The 16,266-nt window shown below is 56.7% G+C and carries 16 protein-coding genes and 1 tRNA gene; 6 read left to right on the top strand and 11 right to left on the bottom strand.

Translation table 11 applies throughout. The features are described from left to right. Positions 1-180: 180 nt before the first annotated feature. Entirely contained in the window at positions 181-3,228 is a 3,048-nt protein-coding gene (locus tag AB8A23_RS25340) for a DEAD/DEAH box helicase (RefSeq protein ID WP_439057738.1), read from the top strand. 32 nt (positions 3,229-3,260) lie between these two features. On the opposite strand, the gene AB8A23_RS25345 is transcribed toward AB8A23_RS25340, so the two are convergent. Genes AB8A23_RS25345 through AB8A23_RS25360 form a run of 4 tightly spaced genes read right to left on the bottom strand, consistent with a single transcriptional unit; the run spans position 3,261 to position 6,302 of the window. Continuing rightward, positions 3,261-4,628 (bottom strand): metallophosphoesterase family protein, encoded by a 1,368-nt coding sequence (locus AB8A23_RS25345; RefSeq protein WP_439057737.1) that lies wholly within the window; start codon positions 4,626-4,628, stop codon positions 3,261-3,263. Positions 4,629-4,633: 5 nt separating this feature from the next. After that, positions 4,634-4,915: a hypothetical protein gene (locus tag AB8A23_RS25350; RefSeq protein WP_439057736.1), complete on the bottom strand. Its 282-nt coding sequence runs from the start codon at positions 4,913-4,915 to the stop codon at positions 4,634-4,636. Positions 4,916-4,927: 12 nt separating this feature from the next. After that, the gene (locus tag AB8A23_RS25355; protein ID WP_439057735.1) at positions 4,928-5,926 is read right to left on the bottom strand and encodes a caspase family protein; all 999 of its coding nucleotides are present in this window, start codon (positions 5,924-5,926) and stop codon (positions 4,928-4,930) included. Positions 5,927-5,933: 7 nt separating this feature from the next. Beyond that, positions 5,934-6,302: a TIR domain-containing protein gene (locus AB8A23_RS25360; RefSeq protein WP_439057734.1), complete on the bottom strand. Its 369-nt coding sequence runs from the start codon at positions 6,300-6,302 to the stop codon at positions 5,934-5,936. 198 nt (positions 6,303-6,500) lie between these two features. Between AB8A23_RS25360 and AB8A23_RS25365 the strand changes: the two genes are divergently transcribed. Together AB8A23_RS25365 and AB8A23_RS25370 are read left to right on the top strand one after the other, a co-directional pair. After that, positions 6,501-7,400: a hypothetical protein gene (locus AB8A23_RS25365; protein ID WP_439057733.1), complete on the top strand. Its 900-nt coding sequence runs from the start codon at positions 6,501-6,503 to the stop codon at positions 7,398-7,400. Then, positions 7,400-7,933 (top strand): restriction endonuclease, encoded by a 534-nt coding sequence (locus tag AB8A23_RS25370; RefSeq protein WP_439057732.1) that lies wholly within the window; start codon positions 7,400-7,402, stop codon positions 7,931-7,933. Before AB8A23_RS25365 ends, AB8A23_RS25370 begins: the two co-directional genes overlap by 1 nt. Before the next feature lie 19 nt (positions 7,934-7,952). On the opposite strand, the gene scpB is transcribed toward AB8A23_RS25370, so the two are convergent. Continuing rightward, positions 7,953-8,624 carry an SMC-Scp complex subunit ScpB gene (scpB, locus tag AB8A23_RS25375; protein WP_439057731.1) on the bottom strand — a complete coding sequence of 224 codons (672 nt, stop codon included), beginning with the start codon at positions 8,622-8,624 and terminating at the stop codon, positions 7,953-7,955. Between the two features lies 1 nt (position 8,625). Further along, positions 8,626-9,567 carry a DUF1403 family protein gene (locus AB8A23_RS25380; protein ID WP_439057730.1) on the bottom strand — a complete coding sequence of 314 codons (942 nt, stop codon included), beginning with the start codon at positions 9,565-9,567 and terminating at the stop codon, positions 8,626-8,628. Positions 9,568-9,865: 298 nt separating this feature from the next. Here AB8A23_RS25380 and AB8A23_RS25385 point away from each other — a divergent pair, with 298 nt between their 5' ends. The 3 genes from AB8A23_RS25385 to AB8A23_RS25395 all read left to right on the top strand — a co-directional run bounded on the left by AB8A23_RS25385 (position 9,866) and on the right by AB8A23_RS25395 (position 12,024). After that, positions 9,866-10,552, top strand: a complete 687-nt coding sequence (locus AB8A23_RS25385) for a hypothetical protein (RefSeq protein WP_439057729.1) — start codon at positions 9,866-9,868, stop codon at positions 10,550-10,552. 63 nt (positions 10,553-10,615) lie between these two features. Next, a complete protein-coding gene (locus AB8A23_RS25390) occupies positions 10,616-10,819 on the top strand; it encodes a hypothetical protein (protein ID WP_439061204.1) in 204 nt (67 codons plus the stop codon). Further along, entirely contained in the window at positions 10,816-12,024 is a 1,209-nt protein-coding gene (locus AB8A23_RS25395) for a hypothetical protein (RefSeq protein ID WP_439057727.1), read from the top strand. The genes AB8A23_RS25390 and AB8A23_RS25395 overlap by 4 nt, the downstream gene beginning before the upstream one ends. Before the next feature lie 57 nt (positions 12,025-12,081). Here AB8A23_RS25395 and AB8A23_RS25400 read toward each other — a convergent pair. The 5 genes from AB8A23_RS25400 to AB8A23_RS25420 all read right to left on the bottom strand — a co-directional run bounded on the left by AB8A23_RS25400 (position 12,082) and on the right by AB8A23_RS25420 (position 16,166). Next, positions 12,082-12,157: transfer RNA gene (locus tag AB8A23_RS25400), tRNA-Lys, on the bottom strand. A gap of 173 nt (positions 12,158-12,330) precedes the next feature. Further along, the gene (locus tag AB8A23_RS25405) at positions 12,331-12,984 is read right to left on the bottom strand and encodes a Spy/CpxP family protein refolding chaperone (protein WP_439057726.1); all 654 of its coding nucleotides are present in this window, start codon (positions 12,982-12,984) and stop codon (positions 12,331-12,333) included. A gap of 138 nt (positions 12,985-13,122) precedes the next feature. Then, positions 13,123-14,448: a TRAP transporter large permease gene (locus AB8A23_RS25410; protein WP_068738414.1), complete on the bottom strand. Its 1,326-nt coding sequence runs from the start codon at positions 14,446-14,448 to the stop codon at positions 13,123-13,125. Further along, entirely contained in the window at positions 14,445-15,020 is a 576-nt protein-coding gene (locus tag AB8A23_RS25415) for a TRAP transporter small permease (RefSeq protein ID WP_068738416.1), read from the bottom strand. The genes AB8A23_RS25410 and AB8A23_RS25415 overlap by 4 nt, the downstream gene beginning before the upstream one ends. 144 nt (positions 15,021-15,164) lie before the next feature. After that, a complete protein-coding gene (locus AB8A23_RS25420; RefSeq protein ID WP_068738418.1) occupies positions 15,165-16,166 on the bottom strand; it encodes a TRAP transporter substrate-binding protein in 1,002 nt (333 codons plus the stop codon). Positions 16,167-16,266 lie beyond the last annotated feature (100 nt).

Here is a 16,266-nt window from a genome sequence, read left to right on the forward strand (position 1 = left end):
TGCACCCGCGACCCCGACCGATACGACCTATCTTGCATCTGCTGCAGTCTGTCCGTTCATAACAGTCCGGTTGCGGATTCGGGTCCGACCGGGCCCACCAGCTTACGTACAGCCGCGACCAAACACGCTCGCTTCATGCGCAAATCCATTTGCGCGGAAGCCACTGGCTGAATACCCTTCGTGTCGTTCAAGGTATTTTGGGAAGTGGACCGTTCAGCGATGATACGCGCGGCATTTATTGGAATCGACCGATATACCGACCCGCTCGTCAGCGACCTCAATGGAGCTGTTCGGGACGCCACAGCGCTATGGGCTGTCCTGTCGGATTCTATTCCTGGAATGACCAACTCATTGCTCGTCAACGAGCACGCGACCCTCGCTTCCGTGAGTTCCGTGCTGGACCTGACGCTTGGAGCCGCGGGGCCAGAAGACACCGTCATTTTGAGTTTCGCAGGCCATGGAACACCTGACCACCGGCTTGTTCTTGCCGATACGCAAGCAGCAGACTTGGTCGGTACGACGCTTAGTATGCAAGACCTTGCTACACGCTTTCGTGAATCCAGGGCACGTGCCGTGCTTCTATTGCTCGACTGCTGCTTTAGCGGCGGAGCGACGGCTCGAGTTCTCAACATCGGTTTGGCGCCGCGCGACCCTGTAATTCCGCTGGCCGAGGTATCAGGAAAAGGAAGGATCCTCTTTGCGGCGTCGTCGCCAAGTGAACCCGCGTTGGAAGATCCGCAGACGCGACACGGACTTTTCACGAAAGCCGTTCTCGGCTGCCTGATCAATTCGCGGCAGCCGGTGAGTCTCGTTGGATTGGTAGACGAAGTTGTCAAACTTGTTCGCGCGGATGCCGCACGTTTCGGTTACGAACAAACTCCTACCCTCTTCGGGCTCGTCGAAGGTGAATTCTCCATCCCGGCTTGCCGAAAGGGCAATAACTATCGCGCGGCCTTCCCCGAATACGCTTCGATTAAGACCACGGGCAAAATTGAAGAACTTGCTGCCTACGGTTTGCCGCAAGAGGCCGTAGCTGCATGGGCCGAACAATTCAAAAACGGCCTGAACCCGCTCCAAATCGCCGCCGTTAACGACCATGGCGTTCTCGACGGACACTCGTTGCTCGTGATTGCCCCGACAAGCGCGGGCAAAACATTCGTCGGCGAAATGGCAGCTCTTAAAGCAATCGCGGAAGGCCGTAAGGCCGTTTTTCTTCTGCCCTACAAGGCGCTGGTCAACGAAAAGTACGAAGATTTCTCTGCGCTTTATGGCGAAAAACTCGGCCTACGTGTTGCCCGCTGCAGCGGAGACTGGCAGGACCAAGTTGCGGATGTCTTGCGCGGCAAATATGACATTGCGTTTTTTACCTACGAAAAGTTTCTGTCGATCGCCGTTTCTATGCCGCATGTCCTCAATCAGATTGGATTGGTGGTTTTAGATGAAGCGCAGTTCATTACCGAGCCGGGCCGCGGTATGGTGGTGGAATTGTTGCTGACTGGTCTCGTTAGCGCTCGACAGCGTGGCGTTGCGCCGCAACTCATTACCCTCAGTGCTGTTATCGGCAACACAAATGGGTTCGATCGGTGGCTCAACTGCGGACTGTTTATGACTACCGTCCGCCCAGTCCCATTGACGGAAGGCGTGCTCGATAGGGCCGGGTCGTGGAGTTACAAGGATGCAATTGGCGTGCATTCCGCACAATTACTGGACCGCGCGGCCATTCAGCAACGCGGTCAGAAGCCTTCCTCTCAAGACATCATTGTCCCGCTCGTTCGGCATCTCGTAAAAAACGGCGAAAAAATAATTGTTTTTCGCAATGCGCGAGGCTCCACGGCTGGGTGTGCGGAATATCTCGCAAGGGAACTTGGATTTGGTCCCGCGCAAAGCGTTATCGATGCTCTGCCGGAAGGCGATCCGTCAACAATGTCGCCACGTCTGATCAATGCGCTGCACGGGGGCGTCGCTTTTCACCATAGTGATTTGAATCGTGATGAACGAGTTGCTGTCGAACGTGGCTTTCGTCGCACGGACGGAGGCATTCACGTGCTTGTGGCTACAAGCACTGTGGCTGCTGGTATCAACACGCCAGCGTCAACCGTCATCATAGTAGAGACTGCGTTCCCCGGCGCCCAACCTACACCGTATACCATCGCGCAGTTCAAGAATATGGCTGGCCGCGCCGGACGTCTTGGATTTGAGGCCGAAGGCAAAGCGATTGCGATCGCCGAGAATGGAGCCGAACGCAATGCGCTCTTTAAACGCTACGTCGAAGGGCGGCCAGAGGCTATTAGTTCGTCGTTCGATGAAAATGAGCCCGGCACGTGGGTCATCCGTCTTCTTGCGCAGGTGAAGGACATCCCCGGCACGTCAGTCGTAGATCTTATTGCAAACACGTACGGAGGTTTCTTAGCGGCGATGCGCGATCCACAATGGCGCGCCCGTATGACGCAGACACTTGAGCGCTTACTTAATCGAATGATTGCCGATGGTTTGATTGAGCAAGAGGGTGAAAAGCTGCGGCTCACGATGCTTGGTCGCGCCTGTGGCGAATCCCCATTGCGGCTGGAATCCGCAATGCGACTTGTAGAAATCGTCCGCCAGACGTCTTCCGCGGACGCCACCATTGAAAACCTGGTTGTACTTGTAGAGTCGTTGCCAGAACGCGATGAAGATTACACACCGCAGATGCGTAACGGCGAAGCAAAATGGCAGCAGGAAGCCAGCGGTCGTTTCGGTTTTGGCGTCGCACGTTCGCTACGTCACCGCGCCACCAGTGACAGAGAATTTTACGCTAGATGTAAGCGCGCGCTGGTCGTGAATGATTGGATTTCGGGGGTGCCAACGAACGCAATCGAGAGTAAATACTCCAGCAACGCCTTTGTCCGGGTTGGTCACGGCGATGTACAAGGTTACGCGGATGGCGCTCGATTTCTCCTAGACTCCGCTTTGCGCATCGCGGCTATCGTACTCGAACGCGCCGAGACACCGGAAGCTATCGAGATTCTACTGAAACGGCTTGAGCTAGGCTTGCCGTCAGAGGCTTTACCGCTGATAGAGCTGCCACTAGTCCTAAATCGCGGTGAGTTGCTTGCGATATATCGCGCAGGCCACCTTACTGAAGCTGCTTTGAAGCGACTCTCACCGGAGAGCTTGGAACAACTGATCGGTCGCCGCGGACGCAGGCTATTCGAACTCTTGAATCCACCTGCGCAATTGGCAGCCAGCTAAAGAGCCACTCCCGTCACGAGGCGATCAACGCCTCAATCTATGCGCTCTTCGAACATTTGATTTTTCCGGCCGGCCATGTCCTGAAAATAGGTGGCTGAACAAAAATCAGGCTGAAGTGCAAGCACCGAATAGCCATGGGCATAAACGCCACCAACTTGAGCAAGTTGCGTTCGATCTTTTATGGAGGGGGCATCAGTCAAATCGGGTAACGGCCGATAAATTCTATCAGCCGTGCTGGTCGGGACAGCGCCATGGCCCAAGCACCGGCCCCGTTGAAGCCCTGCATAGGGATCGTAAATGCTCAGCGTATGTTCGTGGCCCCAATACCATGCGGCAATCTTGTTCGAATGGTTCAGTTTTTGAAACGCTTCGTAAAGTTTTGGATTTAACGACGAACGTTGCCCGTTGGGGGCTGAACCGATTGCGGAGAAGGCCGAAAAAAGCTGGTGGTGCGACAATAGAATAGTCTTGCCGGGGAATTCATTGACGCGCTGAACATGCCAGTCAAGTTCATCAGATTCCAAATAGGTGATTGTTTCAGCAACGCTGGTGGGGCTGTAATCGTGCAGCCCGGTGTCCATTGCCAAAAATTGCCACCGGAGGTCCGACGTGCGCAGGCAGAAGAAGCTGGCGGGTTGAACAAATGGAGCGGGATTGAGCGTTTTAATGAGCTCGTAGTAGCCGACACCTCCGCAATACATGTCGTGATTGCCTGAGAGCGTGAATATTTTCGTGTCCGGATTGCTAGCACGCACAATTCGATTGACGGGGTCAGAAAAGTTCGTTTCACATTCCAGCGGCGTTCCTGAATAATAGATGTCGCCGAGATGGATCAAGACATCCGGCTTATCATCCGCGATATGCTTAAGTACGCGAAGTGCAGGCTGCGCGCCGGTGCCCCAGTCACCTACGATCGCGATCTTGGCGTCTGGCTTAATTTCGATGATGTGGGCGCCGACCGTTGCGGCACGAATGTACGGAATTTCGTTTCGACCCCCGCCTTTTCCGAAATATTGAACGTATTCATCAATCGTGCTCAGCCAGGCCGGGTCGCAAGTGCCTGCCTTAAATTCATCGTTCAGTTCCGACAGTGCAACCGCGTCGTTCGATAGGCGAGCCTTGAGATATTGGAAGGCCAAGTTAGCGCAGACTGCTGCGATTTCAGGTTTGGTGAGCTCCCGTGTGGTCATGCCGATCGGCGGGACGGGCAAGCCGCGCTGACGCGCAAACTCTCGACGAGCGATGTCAGCAGCAACATCAGGCAGGACACTTCTAGCAGATCGTTGCAGCGCCGCGCGTGAGGTCAGCGTTGGCTTTTCATCAATCTTACGTGCGACATCGCTGACAGCTGATTGGTAAAGCGATAGGAAGTGGTCTTTGAACGTGTCAAACTTTTCCATAGTTATCAATCCGAAGCTTTCGAAATCGCATCAGCGATGACCGGAAGATATTTCCGAACCTGATCGCGGTCACTTTCCTTTTCCTGCTCGGTCAAACAGCAATATTCAGTGCTCATCTGCTGCTCCCATCTCGCTACGAGATCGGCAGGCATCAATACTGACCCATCGGTTTGTTTAATGCCGTGCGAATGCATATATTTCTGCCAATGAGACCAGCGCTCGTGTTCTTTTGCGGCCAAAATCTCGACCAGATTGTTCAGGGCATCTTCAATTTTGTTTCGATGCATCAGAGGCTCATTTCAAATGAGCTTTTTCGCAACAAGATCGCGATAATGCTCGCCAAGCACAGTCAGCTTGCACCACTTTGATTCCATGGCCGCATGCCACATGTGAGGCCTACTTGCGCCACCAGGACGAACCAAGTTGACCCTCACGTAACGCTGCAAGACGGCAAAAATTTCCGTCTTCGCGAGGTCGGGCATTGGAATGTTCTGATCTTTCTTCTGTTCTTCCGATCTTTCTGGTTCGTAGGCCGGATCAAGTTTGAACTCGTAACCGGATGACGGGAAGTGCGTGGCCAATGCCCGCAAGTCTTCCAATGGAATCGGAGGCTCTGCCTTCCGCAGGGATACGAAGGTTTGCACGTTGGTTTTGAACACGGGCCGCTGCGCCCATGGGCCAAGTGATTGGTCGATATGAGCGTAAATGCTGCCAGGCGTCACATCCCCGACCAAATTAGCAGCGGCGCCATCAAGCGCATCGATCAAGAGATTGGTGAAAATGCCAGGCGCACCGTTTGCGCCCTCATATGCATATTGCTCAGCCGTCGAGGCGGTGAGGATCGTCATCCCTTCGCCAATCTCAGATAATCCCCTTTTTACCGCACCATCACCGATAATGCCGCCATGGCAACTATCCAGAATGACAATCTTGTTTTTTGCTTTTGATGCGGTCGCCCACGTCATGACATCAGACAAGGGCAGGCCTTCATGGCCATCACGACAGTCACTGGCGCAAAGAAAGCCGCCCGTTTCTTCAATGTGTCCGTGCCCCGCAAAGTATAGCAACGCGATTTCCGCATCGCCCTCGAAAAGCTCCTTCACTGATTGCCGCAAAACGTCGCGATTGACCGGCGAATAATGATCTGCGGCCAACAGCAATTTGGGCGTCGCGAAATTAACCGCGCCACCGAAGTGTCGCTCCAGCACTTCGGCGACTGAGCGGGCGTCCGCCACACATCCCTTCAATGGTTTGAAATTTGTGTAGTAATCGACCCCTATGACAAGCGCCTTTCGCATGGACAGCTCAGAGCGAGTCGATGAAATCGGTAATGTTCTTGTCGTTCCAAGCGACGGTAGAGACCCCGTCTATTGTCGTACGATCGTCGGTGTATGCCCAGATGCCGCGAATTTTCTTCTTCTCTTCTTTCGCGCATTCGATTTCCCACTTTTGTCCTGTGGAATTTTTGGAGTTTTTGCTTACGAGTATGATAACCCCGTCTGAGCGCCGAATGCGCGTGCGGACTTTTTCCTTCCACCCGGAGTCGTACGCCTCCTTCACTGACATATCGATGAATTCGAATGGCTGCCTCGGATGAAGCGACTGACCCTTTAGAAAATCACGTTGTGTTTTATCTTCGATTGCAAACGCAATGAATACAACTTTATCAGCCATCTTCGTCTCCTCGTAATATTTTGGTCGGCCGTTCGGCCGTTTTTGCTTGTTCTACTATTAGTTGAGTGTTCGAGTCGCTGCAAGGCAATTACCTGCCAACAGCTCGGTATATATTCTTCTCTTCGCGACATAAGGCCCGCCAGGGGCTTTTAGCGTGGCACGCGAACAGCTAGGCTCTCTACAACTATTGGGATGGAAATGGGACGGATCAGAACCTGCTTCATATCGAGTCAAGCCGGAGCAGATCTAAACGTACTGCGTGGTGAACTGTCGGCCCGCGGTATAGCGGTGACGGTGCCGCAGGATGAGCGTGCCCTTGGACAACCAATAGCCGAGCTTATCCGCTCGCAGATTCAGAATGCTGACCTCGTCATCGGCGTCATGACATCGGAAAAGCAGTCCCACTGGGTGCTATTCGAACTTGGCCAAGCCGCGGCTTTCAACCGGCAACTTATGTTGATCGTTCCGCCGAAAAGCACAATACCGGCAACATTCAACGCGGCGCTTATCGTTCGCGCGACTTTATATAATAGAAAGGCCATAGGGTTCGCGCTTGACCAGATAACAGCAGCCCCAGAGCGTAAAAGCTTCCATAGGACTCCGCCGCAACGAGGGCATTCTTCGCTCGGACTTGATACTGACCGCTTTATTCATGACACAAAGATTGCTACCGAACGTACCGATCCGCGACAACTGGAGCGCTCGATCGTCGAAGCTCTGAAGATGTCCGGGACGGACATTGTCGCGGAATCGACAAACTCTCCTGACGATCGCGGTTTCGATATTGCTGTTTGGTCCGATGGTCTGCAGTCGTTCGTCGGCAACCCGCTTCTGATCGAAGTGAAGACCCGCTTCGCTGGACCGGCTGCCCTTCAACAAGCCGCTAAGCGCCTGTCAGAGGCCGTTGCCGAGCGGGGAAATATTTGGGGTCTGCTGCTCTACGGCGAGGCCCGTTTTAACATATCAAACATCAAAGGCTTGCCGCCAACGATACTAATCAGCTCGGTCGAGTCTCTACTTTCCTCGCTTAGGCAAGGCTCTTTCGACGACGCGATCTTGAGACTTAGAAACCAACGCGTTCATGGAGGGGATCTTTAATGCCCCCCATCGACACGACAATATTGCAAGGCTTCATCGACACGGGCGCAAATGCGCCTAATGCGGCAGTTAAGGGCCGCGCATTAGAAGATTTGATCTGTTACCTATTTGGGCTCGTCCCGGGGATTTCGATCACCCATCGAAATGTGATGAACCAGTTCAATACTGAAGAAATCGATGTTGCACTGTGGAATGATCAGGACGGCAACGGTTTCAGTTTCCTGCCTTATACCATATTAATCGAAGCTAAGAACTGGTCCAGTGCGGTAAGCAGCAACGAAGTGAGTTGGTTCGATACGAAGTTGAAGAACCACGGCCTCGACTTTGGAATACTGATTTCACCGCTAGGAATTACGGGGGACGCAGCTCATTTGACAGCAGCGCACCTAACGGTTGCGCACGCGTTGAAGGAAAAGCGGAAATTTATTGTGATAGCGACAGCTGAACTGCTCGCACTTCCTGACACCGATGCTCTTGCAAGGCTTATAAAGCTAAAGCTTTGCGAACTCGCCGTCAGGGGCGCGATCGCTTAGCTAGATTCGCGCTTTTGCGCTAACCCGAAGCTTTCGGATACTCGCCGCCCTCATCGATGAATTCATCCGGCAACAGGTCACCCGCGAACAGCTTGTCCTTGCTGAGCAGTCCAGCGTCCTCGAGCGCCTCGATGTCCGGCAGGTCGCGCAACGTATCGAACCCGAACTGCGTCAGGAACGTCTTGGTCGTCACATAGGTGTAGGGTGCGCCGGGCTGCGGCGCCCGGGGACCAAAGCCGATCAAATCCAGCCTGCGCAGATGCCCGATGACATCGCGGCTGATCTCCTTGCCGAAAAATTTCCCCAGCTCGGCGCGGGTGATTGGCTGGAAATATCCCACACACAGCAGCACCTGCATCTCGCTCGCCGACAGCGCGCTGCCCGGCTCCCCTACCCCGGTCGCGGTGCGGATCGCGTCGGCGAACTGTTTGCGGGTGCGGTGCTGCCAGCCGCCGGCGACGGCGACCAGCTCATAGGGGCGGCCGCGCAGTTCGGCCTGGATGTCGTCGATGATCAGATCGAGATTGCAATCGGGTCCGACGACCTTCGCCAGCATGGCGCGGGTGACGGGTTCGCGCGATGCAAAGATCACCGCTTCGACGCGGCCCATCCATTCGCGCCAGCGCAGCGCGGTCGGCAGATCCGTGAGTGTGGTGTCCAGCGTGAGTTTGGCTTTGGCGCGGCGTCCCATCTTACAGCCCGTACAGTCTGAACGTGGGGCGGCCGGTCAGTTCGCGGACGACGCCGAGCGACACCAGACGTTCGAACAGCCGTCGGCTGGAACGATCGCTGGCGGTCTGCCCTCCCCGCGCCGGTTGCGCGTCCTCGCTGAGCAAGGTCGCCACCATGGTGTCGGCATCCTTGCCGCGCAGTTTCGGCGCCGCGCCGAGCAGGCGATCGGCGCGGTGTCCGAGCTCGGCATAGCGATCCCATGCGGCCGCGGCGGCGCGCGCATAAGCCAGGCTGCAGACCTGCATCCAGCCTTGATCATCGCCGTCAATTGTTGCCCGGCGCAGACCATTGCCGGTGAGATGCGCCGCCAGCAGCGGCACCGGCGCCGGCCAGCTGAGGTGATGGGCGAGCACGGCATCGGCCAGCCACAGCGCCAGCGGCCGGCAATCCGGTCGCAGCCGCAAGCTCATCGCCGCCGTTGCCGCGGCGGCCTGCACCGGATTGCCGCCGCCGATGCACTGCGCCAGGGCACATGCAATCCCCTCCTGCAGCGCTTCGTCGTCGCGGCACGCCAGCAGCGCCGGCAGCATCGTTGGCCAAGTCTCCTTCAGCGTGAGCGCCTTGCCGGTCCCGAGTCGGCGCCAGGCGTCGAGCAGCCGGCCGGCGGGACCCGGATCATCGCTGCTCTGGCGCAGATACCAGTGATCCCGCAGCATCGCTTCGTCTTCGCTGCGACCGCCCTGCCCGGCCAGCCTGGCAGCGCATGTCAGCGCGAGGCGCTGACGCCACAACGCGCCGAGCAGATGCTCGTCGCGCGCGATCGGATGCAGCGCCGCCAGCGCTGCGCCGGCCACAAATGGCGCATCGTCGGCACCGCCCGGGACATCGCGCAGCCGCGCCCAGCCCGGCATCGGCGGGAAGCGGCGGGGCGATGCGGGAATCATGCGGACGCGGGAGGACATGCCGCAGCGTAGGTCGCCGCGGCGCTTTGCGCCATAGAATCTGCCCAAACCGCCCCAGGTTATGGTTAATAAAAACGAGTGATAATGTTGCCTTATCGGTCGTTCGCCGCTCACAGCATCGCAGAGCACCGTCACCGAGCTCTAAGACGTTCATCTGAATTTTAATCAGATGAACTTGACAGGCCGTTTTATCTGATTAAAAAGCAGATAAACGGAGTCAAAATGCATGCCTATCCCCCCTGCCTCAGTCATCGACATGGTTTCCCGCCATCTAGGCATACCCAGGGCGACGGTTGCGATGCAGGATAGGCTGTTAGTTAAAGAGGGATATCGGCAGCTCTCCGGCCGCGGCCGGGCCGCCAGTGTGAGTTGCAACGATGCGGCAGCGGTGCTGCTCGCCGTAGCGGCGACGCCGATCTCGGGACCTGCGATCGCCGAAACCGTCATTCACTATCGTCGATACGCTGACTTGCAGGCCACCGACCAAATCTACCCCGTGAGCTACCCTGAACTGTGGGATTTAGACCAACTTGCCGAAGGCCATTCGCTGCAAGATGCCACAGCCGCGCTAATTGATAAAATTGCGCGTGGTCGCTTTGAAAGAGTTCAAGACATCTGGAAGGCTGGAAGGACTTCGGTCGACACGCGCTTTGATCCACAGGATGACGTCATCGAAGTTTCAATCGAAATGAGATTTCCATTTCCGGAGGCGCGGGTAACCATCAGCGCATTTCAAGAACGGGCCGAACTTGTTCCAGGTCGGGACCTTCTAAATCCGGTGTTCGAGCCCATCCGAGAATTACTTCATCAAACGACAATAGACTATGTGCCGACGATAGACACTGCCAAGGAATTCGTTGCGTCACTGCAGGACTTTGAGGGCGCGCCGGGCGGTCGCGTGAAGCCCGACCTCAAGCAAGTGCGATCGTTTGGCTTAGCGACCCTTCATCCGCTGGGCTGCCTATTTCGAACCGAATGTTTGTGAAAAAGAATGACTCGTCCCGTTCGCTTTCCTCCAGGTGGTTGGCCACTTGAGATGATGTCTGACATGGCTGCCGCGTTTTGCGGCGAGCCGAGCGTTGAAGCATTTCTCACAAAGGTGCGCCGAAGAATCTATTGCGCGCCGGCAGAAACGCCCGGCTGCCTTCCCAAATGGCACCAATTGAAACTCGCAGCGGACATCGCCCGCAGGCACAATCTCAAATTCGAAATTTCTGAAATTGTTGAAGACGCAACGGATCTTATCGCATGAAACCGCGCAAACCAGCTGGATGGCCCAAGTTGATGAGAGGCAAACCGTTAGGGAATAAGGGTGTCGCCTATTATTGGGCTATACCAACATGGGCTAAGAACGCAGGTTGTAATGTGAAGCCAGAGGCCCTCGGGCAAGATTACGGCGCTGCCAAGAAGCGTTGCGATGAAGTGCTAAATCCTCAGTTCGACGCCTGGCGCGGTCGGGAAACACCGACTGAGAAACAATCGGCTTTGCAAGTCGGAACATTTGATTGGATGGTATCAAGCTTCAAGAAGTCTCCACAATATACCGGCAAATCGGCCGAGTATCGCAAGTATCAAGATCGGATGCTGAAGATTGCGTCAGCGCACCCTCTCAAAGATGGCCGATGCTTCGGTGACTTGAAGCTTCCAAGCATTAAACCGGGAACAGCTGACGCGTTGTTCGATCGCATCAAGACCAACGCCGACGGATCCGAACGAACGCGAACCGCGAAAGGAGTCATGGTTGCTGCTCGACGCGCGTGGGGAGTTGCTTACCGCTCAACGCCAAACTTAGTGCCGGCCGAGAATCCGTTCACCAAGATGGAGATTTCATACACACCGAAGCGTACGCGTCCCGTCAAATACGAAGAGCTCAAAGCCTTTGTCAAAGCCGCCGACGAACTGAAAATGCCTTCTATCGGCACGGCTGCGATGATCGCGTTTCATTGGCTCCAGCGCCAAGTGGACATTCTTACGCGGTTCAGTTGGAGCCACTACAAGCCAGCCGACGCACCAGAATGCGTTCGGATTTTCCACCATAAGACAAAGGTACTTCACGATCTGCCTTTGTTTGATGATGACGGATCGCCGCTTTATCCGGAGTTGACGGCAAGGCTGGATTCTACACCAAGAAATGGGCTGTTAATCGTCACCCGTGACGAGCCTGATCGCAACAGGAAGATTTTTTTGCCATGGAAGCAGGACTACTTTCGTCACTGCATCGCCGAGGTACGAGAAAAGGCAGGGCTGGATTCAACCATAACATTTATGGGCGTTCGCCACGGCGGGAATGTTGAAGGTGCAAATGCTGGACTGACCGAAGCGCAGCTGCGCTCATTGAGCGGTCACAAGAACGCGGGCACCATGATCAGATATGCGCAAGAAACGCCTGATCAACAACGCGAAGGTGCACGTAAGCGATTGGCATTGAGAACAAAGAAGGGGAATTTGTCGGAATAGGCCACAAAGCTGGTGTCGGAATGACACTTCGCGAAAAGGCTAAGTGTTTGATTTGATTGGTGGGCGCACTAGGGCTCGAACCTAGGACCCGGTGATTAAGAGTCACCTGCTCTACCAACTGAGCTATGCGCCCGGATCCAGATCCGGATATCCCCGTGGGGACGGCGTCGTTTAGCAAAGCGATCCGGGGATGTCCAGCGACGCTGTCACAAAAATTGCACCGTTTTTCGCAATCGCAAAAATGCGAAAAAGCCGCTGGATTTCAGCGGCTTCTTCGTCATTGCGACCGTGGAAAACTGCTCCGGATCAGAGCCGTTCGGCGCCCGGTGCGGCGTCGTGGTCGAATCTGTCGCCGGGGCCGCCGGGACCGCGATCGTCGTCATCGCCGAAACGCGGGCGATCGACGCCGGGAGGGCCGAATCCCTCGCCTTCGAAGCTGCCGCGCTCATAGCCCGGCCGCGGGCCGCGATGACGCCAGCCGCCCTCCCCGCCGCCAAAGCGACGGTCCATATGGGTCAGCACCGCCAGTCGGCGCTTCTGGCCATCATCGAGGGTCTTGTAGAGCGGGTCGGCGGCATCGGCGATCTTCTTCAGCGCGGCGGCCGTGGTGGCCATGTCGCCGGCGCGCTGCTGCAGGCGGGCGACCGGATTGTCCGGCGCGTCGGTCCGCTTCGCGTCGTCGTCGCGGTTCTTGTGCTCTTCCATGCGCGCATTGGCGCGGTCGATCCGCAGCTTGGCGAAATCGCGCACTGCGCTCTCTACCGCCGGCCACATCTTCTCCTGGTCCGGCGTCAACTTGAGCCCGGCCTTGACCGCGGCGATCCGCGCATCGGCGAACGCAGCGCGGTCTTCCGGATTCATCCGGGCGTGATGATGCATCCATGGACGGTGCTGGGCATAGACCGCGGTGGAACCGGCGATCACGGCGACAGCGGCACCGGCGAGCAAGATCTTCTTCATGGCAACCTCCTTTGGAAAGTCACCTGAAGATGATCCTGCGCTGCCGCGGCTTCAACTTACGCTTTGGCCATATATTTTCCGGATGTGTTCGGTTTCTGAATATGCATTCACGATGGAACACACTTCAGAATTCTTTTGTCACAGCATCCCGAGCAATCGCGGCAGCCACAGCGAGAGTTCCGGAATGTAGGTGATGAGGCCGAGGAAAATCAGCAGCGTGATCAGCCACGGCAGCACGGCAATGGAGAGTTCGGTGATCCCCATCTTCGCGATACCGGAGGCGACGTAGAGATTGAGCCCCACCGGCGGATGACACATGCCGATTTCCATATTGACCACGATGATGATGCCGAAGTGCACCGGATGAATGCCGAGCTTGACTGCGATCGGGTACAGGATCGGCGCCATGATCAGAACGATCGAGGATGGCTCCATCACATTGCCGGCGAGCAGCAGCAGCAGGTTCACCACCAGCAGGAACGTGATCCAGTTGATGCCGCTGTTCGTGATCCAGTTCGACATCGCCTGCGGGATCTGCTCGCTGGTCATCAGGAACGAGAACAGCACCGCGTTGGTGACGATGTAGAGGATCATCGCGCTCATGCTGGCCGAGATCAGAAGAACCTTGGGCACGTCCTTCCATTTCATGTCCTTGTAGATGAACATCTCGATCAGGAACGCGTAGACGGCGCTCATGGCGGCGGCTTCCGTCGGCGTGAACCAGCCGAGATAGATGCCTCCCAGCACGATAACGATCAGCGAAATGCCCCAGGCTGATTCCCGAAAGGCGTGCCAGCTCTCGGCCCAGGTTGCCTTCGGTATGCGCGGATAGTTGTTCTTCCACGCGCGATACCAGGTGGTGGCGGAGAGCATGATGGCAAGGATCACACCCGGTACCATTCCGGCCATGAACAATTGTCCGACCGAGGCGGAAGAGACCTTCTCGCCGGCGGGACCGAAGTAAACCGCGCCGCTGGTCGATACTGCGTAGATCACCATGATGATCGAAGGCGGAATCAGGTTACCGAGCGCGCCGCCGGTGACGATGACGCCCGCGGCAAAGCGCTTCGGGTAACCGACCGAAAGCATGGCCGGCAGCATGATCGAGCCGATGGCCACCACGGTTGCCGGCGACGACCCCGACACCGCTGAAAACAGCGCGGCGGCCATCGTGGCTGCAATGCCCAGTCCGCCGGCCCAATGGCCGATCATCGTCCGCGCGAATTCGATCATTCGCCGGGCGACCCCGCCATGCGTGAGGAAATTTCCGGCGAGGATGAAGAACGGGATCGCCATGATCTCGAACTTCTCGATGCCGGTAAACAGCTTCAGCGCGACGGATTCGATCGGCACGTTGGTCATGAAAAACAGGAACGTCAGCACCGTGAGACCGAGCGCGATCGAGATCGGCATGCCCGTCAGCATCAGCACAACAAGCAGTCCGAAAATAATGGCAGCGATCATCGGATGATCCTCGCGGCGCTGGCGGCGGCGGCTTCGGGATCGATCCCCTCCACGTCGGTCTCGTCATGATGTGGGAGTTCGCCGGTGCGCCAGAACTTGCGAGCAACCTGCAGGAAGCGGAAGCACATCAGATAGGAGCCGAGCGGAACACAGAGATAGATGATCCAGCTCGGCAGTTCGAGATCGGGCGTCACCTGATCGGTGTACATCAGCCCGTAGACGAATTTCGCGCCCATGCTGCCGACCACAAATGTGAAGAGCGCGCCGCAGAGCAGACCGAACATCACCACCGTCTTGCGCCAGGGCGGGTCGAGTTGGTTCACCAACACATCGACGCCGACATGGATGCCGGTCCGCACGCCGTAGGCGGCGCCGAACTTCGCCATCCACACAAACATCAAGATGCACAGCTCCTGCGCCCACGACAGGTGGATCGGGAACAAAAACGGATAGAAGAACGGGATGCCGACGAGGTAGCGATGTGCCACAGCAATGAAAATGATCACGGTCGCGGCCGCGATCAATGTCATGATCAGCAGTTCCTCAAGCCGATCGAGGATGCGAAGAAACATTTAGTCCCCCAGTGCGGGTCAACCGGCAATTGATCTGATCGCGGCGTGACCTTGCGCTAACCCCATTCCGCAGTCAGGCAACTGCGGCCCCCGGGGCGTCAGTGGCTTCCGCACCCGAGGGCGCGGAAGCTGACATCGTCAATCCTAGTTGGTGGCGCCGCGCGTTTCCTTGAGAAATTCGTCGATCAGTGGCTTGCCTACCCGGCCTGCCACATCGGTATAAACCGACTCCACCGCCTTGCGCATGCCGGCATCCTGCTCCGGCGTCAGTGTAACAAATTCGGTCTTGCCGCTCTTCTTCATCTCGGCGAGTGCGTCGTCGTTTTCCTTCGCCGACTGGCCGTTGCCATAGGCGGTGGCTTCCTTCATGGCCTTTTCCAGAAGACCGCGAGTATCCGCCGGAATGCCATCCCAGAATTTCTTGTTCACCACCACCACGTAACCGATGTAACCGTGGTTGGTCAGCGTAGTGTACTTCTGCACCTCATGCATTTTCTGGGTGTAGATGTTCGACGGCGTATTCTCCTGACCATCGACCACGCCCGTCTGCAGCGCCTGGTACACTTCGGAGAACGCCATCACCTGCGGAATCGCGCCAAGCGTCCGGAATTGAGCTTCCAGCACCTTTGACGACTGAATGCGGAACTTCATGCCCTTGTAGTCCGCGGGAGTGAGCAACTTCTTGTTCGCGGTCATCTGCTTGAAGCCGTTGTCCCAATAGGCAAGGCCGGTCATGCCTTTGGAATCCAGCAGCTTGAGCAACCGCGCGCCGAGCGGGCCGTCAGTCACCTTGCGCAGGGTGGCGAGGTCCGGAAGGATGTAGGGGAGATCGAAAACCTCGAACTCCTTGACGCCGATCGGCCCGAACTTCGAGTTCGACGGCGCCAGCATTTGCACCGCGCCGAGCTGCAATGCTTCCAGCTCTTCCTTGTCCTTGTAGAGCTGCGAGTTCGGATAGACTTCAACCTTGACCTTGCCGTCGGTGTATTTCTCGGCGAGTTCCTTGAACTTCTCCGCAGCGAGGCCCTTCGGCGTGTTCGGCGCGACGACATGGCTGAATTTGATGATGATAGGCGCCTGCGCGGCGGCCGGTCCTATCAATGCAAGCGCGGCAACCGATGCTGCTGCGAAAATCAATTTGCGCATGTGTTTCTCCCGTATGACGTGGGAGCTCATTGAGCGGCCCCCCGCTTGTATGCCGTTGCAGCAATACAGAGATCAATGCGCAAACGCCATTGCCCCTTCG

Source organism: Tardiphaga sp. 619_E2_N8_4 (assembly GCF_051810905.1).
In the GTDB taxonomy this organism is placed as follows: domain Bacteria; phylum Pseudomonadota; class Alphaproteobacteria; order Rhizobiales; family Xanthobacteraceae; genus Tardiphaga; species Tardiphaga robiniae.

Excerpts from the sequence above, each read along its gene's own strand:
- AB8A23_RS25345 (WP_439057737.1), bottom strand. The coding sequence starts at position 4,628 with ATGGAAAAGTTTGACACGTTCAAAGACCACTTCCTATCGCTTTACCAA.
- AB8A23_RS25350 (WP_439057736.1), bottom strand. The coding sequence starts at position 4,915 with ATGCATCGAAACAAAATTGAAGATGCCCTGAACAATCTGGTCGAGATT.
- AB8A23_RS25355 (WP_439057735.1), bottom strand. The coding sequence starts at position 5,926 with ATGCGAAAGGCGCTTGTCATAGGGGTCGATTACTACACAAATTTCAAA.
- AB8A23_RS25360 (WP_439057734.1), bottom strand. The coding sequence starts at position 6,302 with ATGGCTGATAAAGTTGTATTCATTGCGTTTGCAATCGAAGATAAAACA.
- AB8A23_RS25365 (WP_439057733.1), top strand. The coding sequence starts at position 6,501 with ATGGGACGGATCAGAACCTGCTTCATATCGAGTCAAGCCGGAGCAGAT.
- AB8A23_RS25370 (WP_439057732.1), top strand. The coding sequence starts at position 7,400 with ATGCCCCCCATCGACACGACAATATTGCAAGGCTTCATCGACACGGGC.
- scpB (WP_439057731.1), bottom strand. The coding sequence starts at position 8,624 with ATGGGACGCCGCGCCAAAGCCAAACTCACGCTGGACACCACACTCACG.
- AB8A23_RS25380 (WP_439057730.1), bottom strand. The coding sequence starts at position 9,567 with ATGTCCTCCCGCGTCCGCATGATTCCCGCATCGCCCCGCCGCTTCCCG.
- AB8A23_RS25385 (WP_439057729.1), top strand. The coding sequence starts at position 9,866 with ATGCAGGATAGGCTGTTAGTTAAAGAGGGATATCGGCAGCTCTCCGGC.
- AB8A23_RS25390 (WP_439061204.1), top strand. The coding sequence starts at position 10,616 with ATGGCTGCCGCGTTTTGCGGCGAGCCGAGCGTTGAAGCATTTCTCACA.
- AB8A23_RS25395 (WP_439057727.1), top strand. The coding sequence starts at position 10,816 with ATGAAACCGCGCAAACCAGCTGGATGGCCCAAGTTGATGAGAGGCAAA.
- AB8A23_RS25405 (WP_439057726.1), bottom strand. The coding sequence starts at position 12,984 with ATGAAGAAGATCTTGCTCGCCGGTGCCGCTGTCGCCGTGATCGCCGGT.
- AB8A23_RS25410 (WP_068738414.1), bottom strand. The coding sequence starts at position 14,448 with ATGATCGCTGCCATTATTTTCGGACTGCTTGTTGTGCTGATGCTGACG.
- AB8A23_RS25415 (WP_068738416.1), bottom strand. The coding sequence starts at position 15,020 with ATGTTTCTTCGCATCCTCGATCGGCTTGAGGAACTGCTGATCATGACA.
- AB8A23_RS25420 (WP_068738418.1), bottom strand. The coding sequence starts at position 16,166 with ATGCGCAAATTGATTTTCGCAGCAGCATCGGTTGCCGCGCTTGCATTG.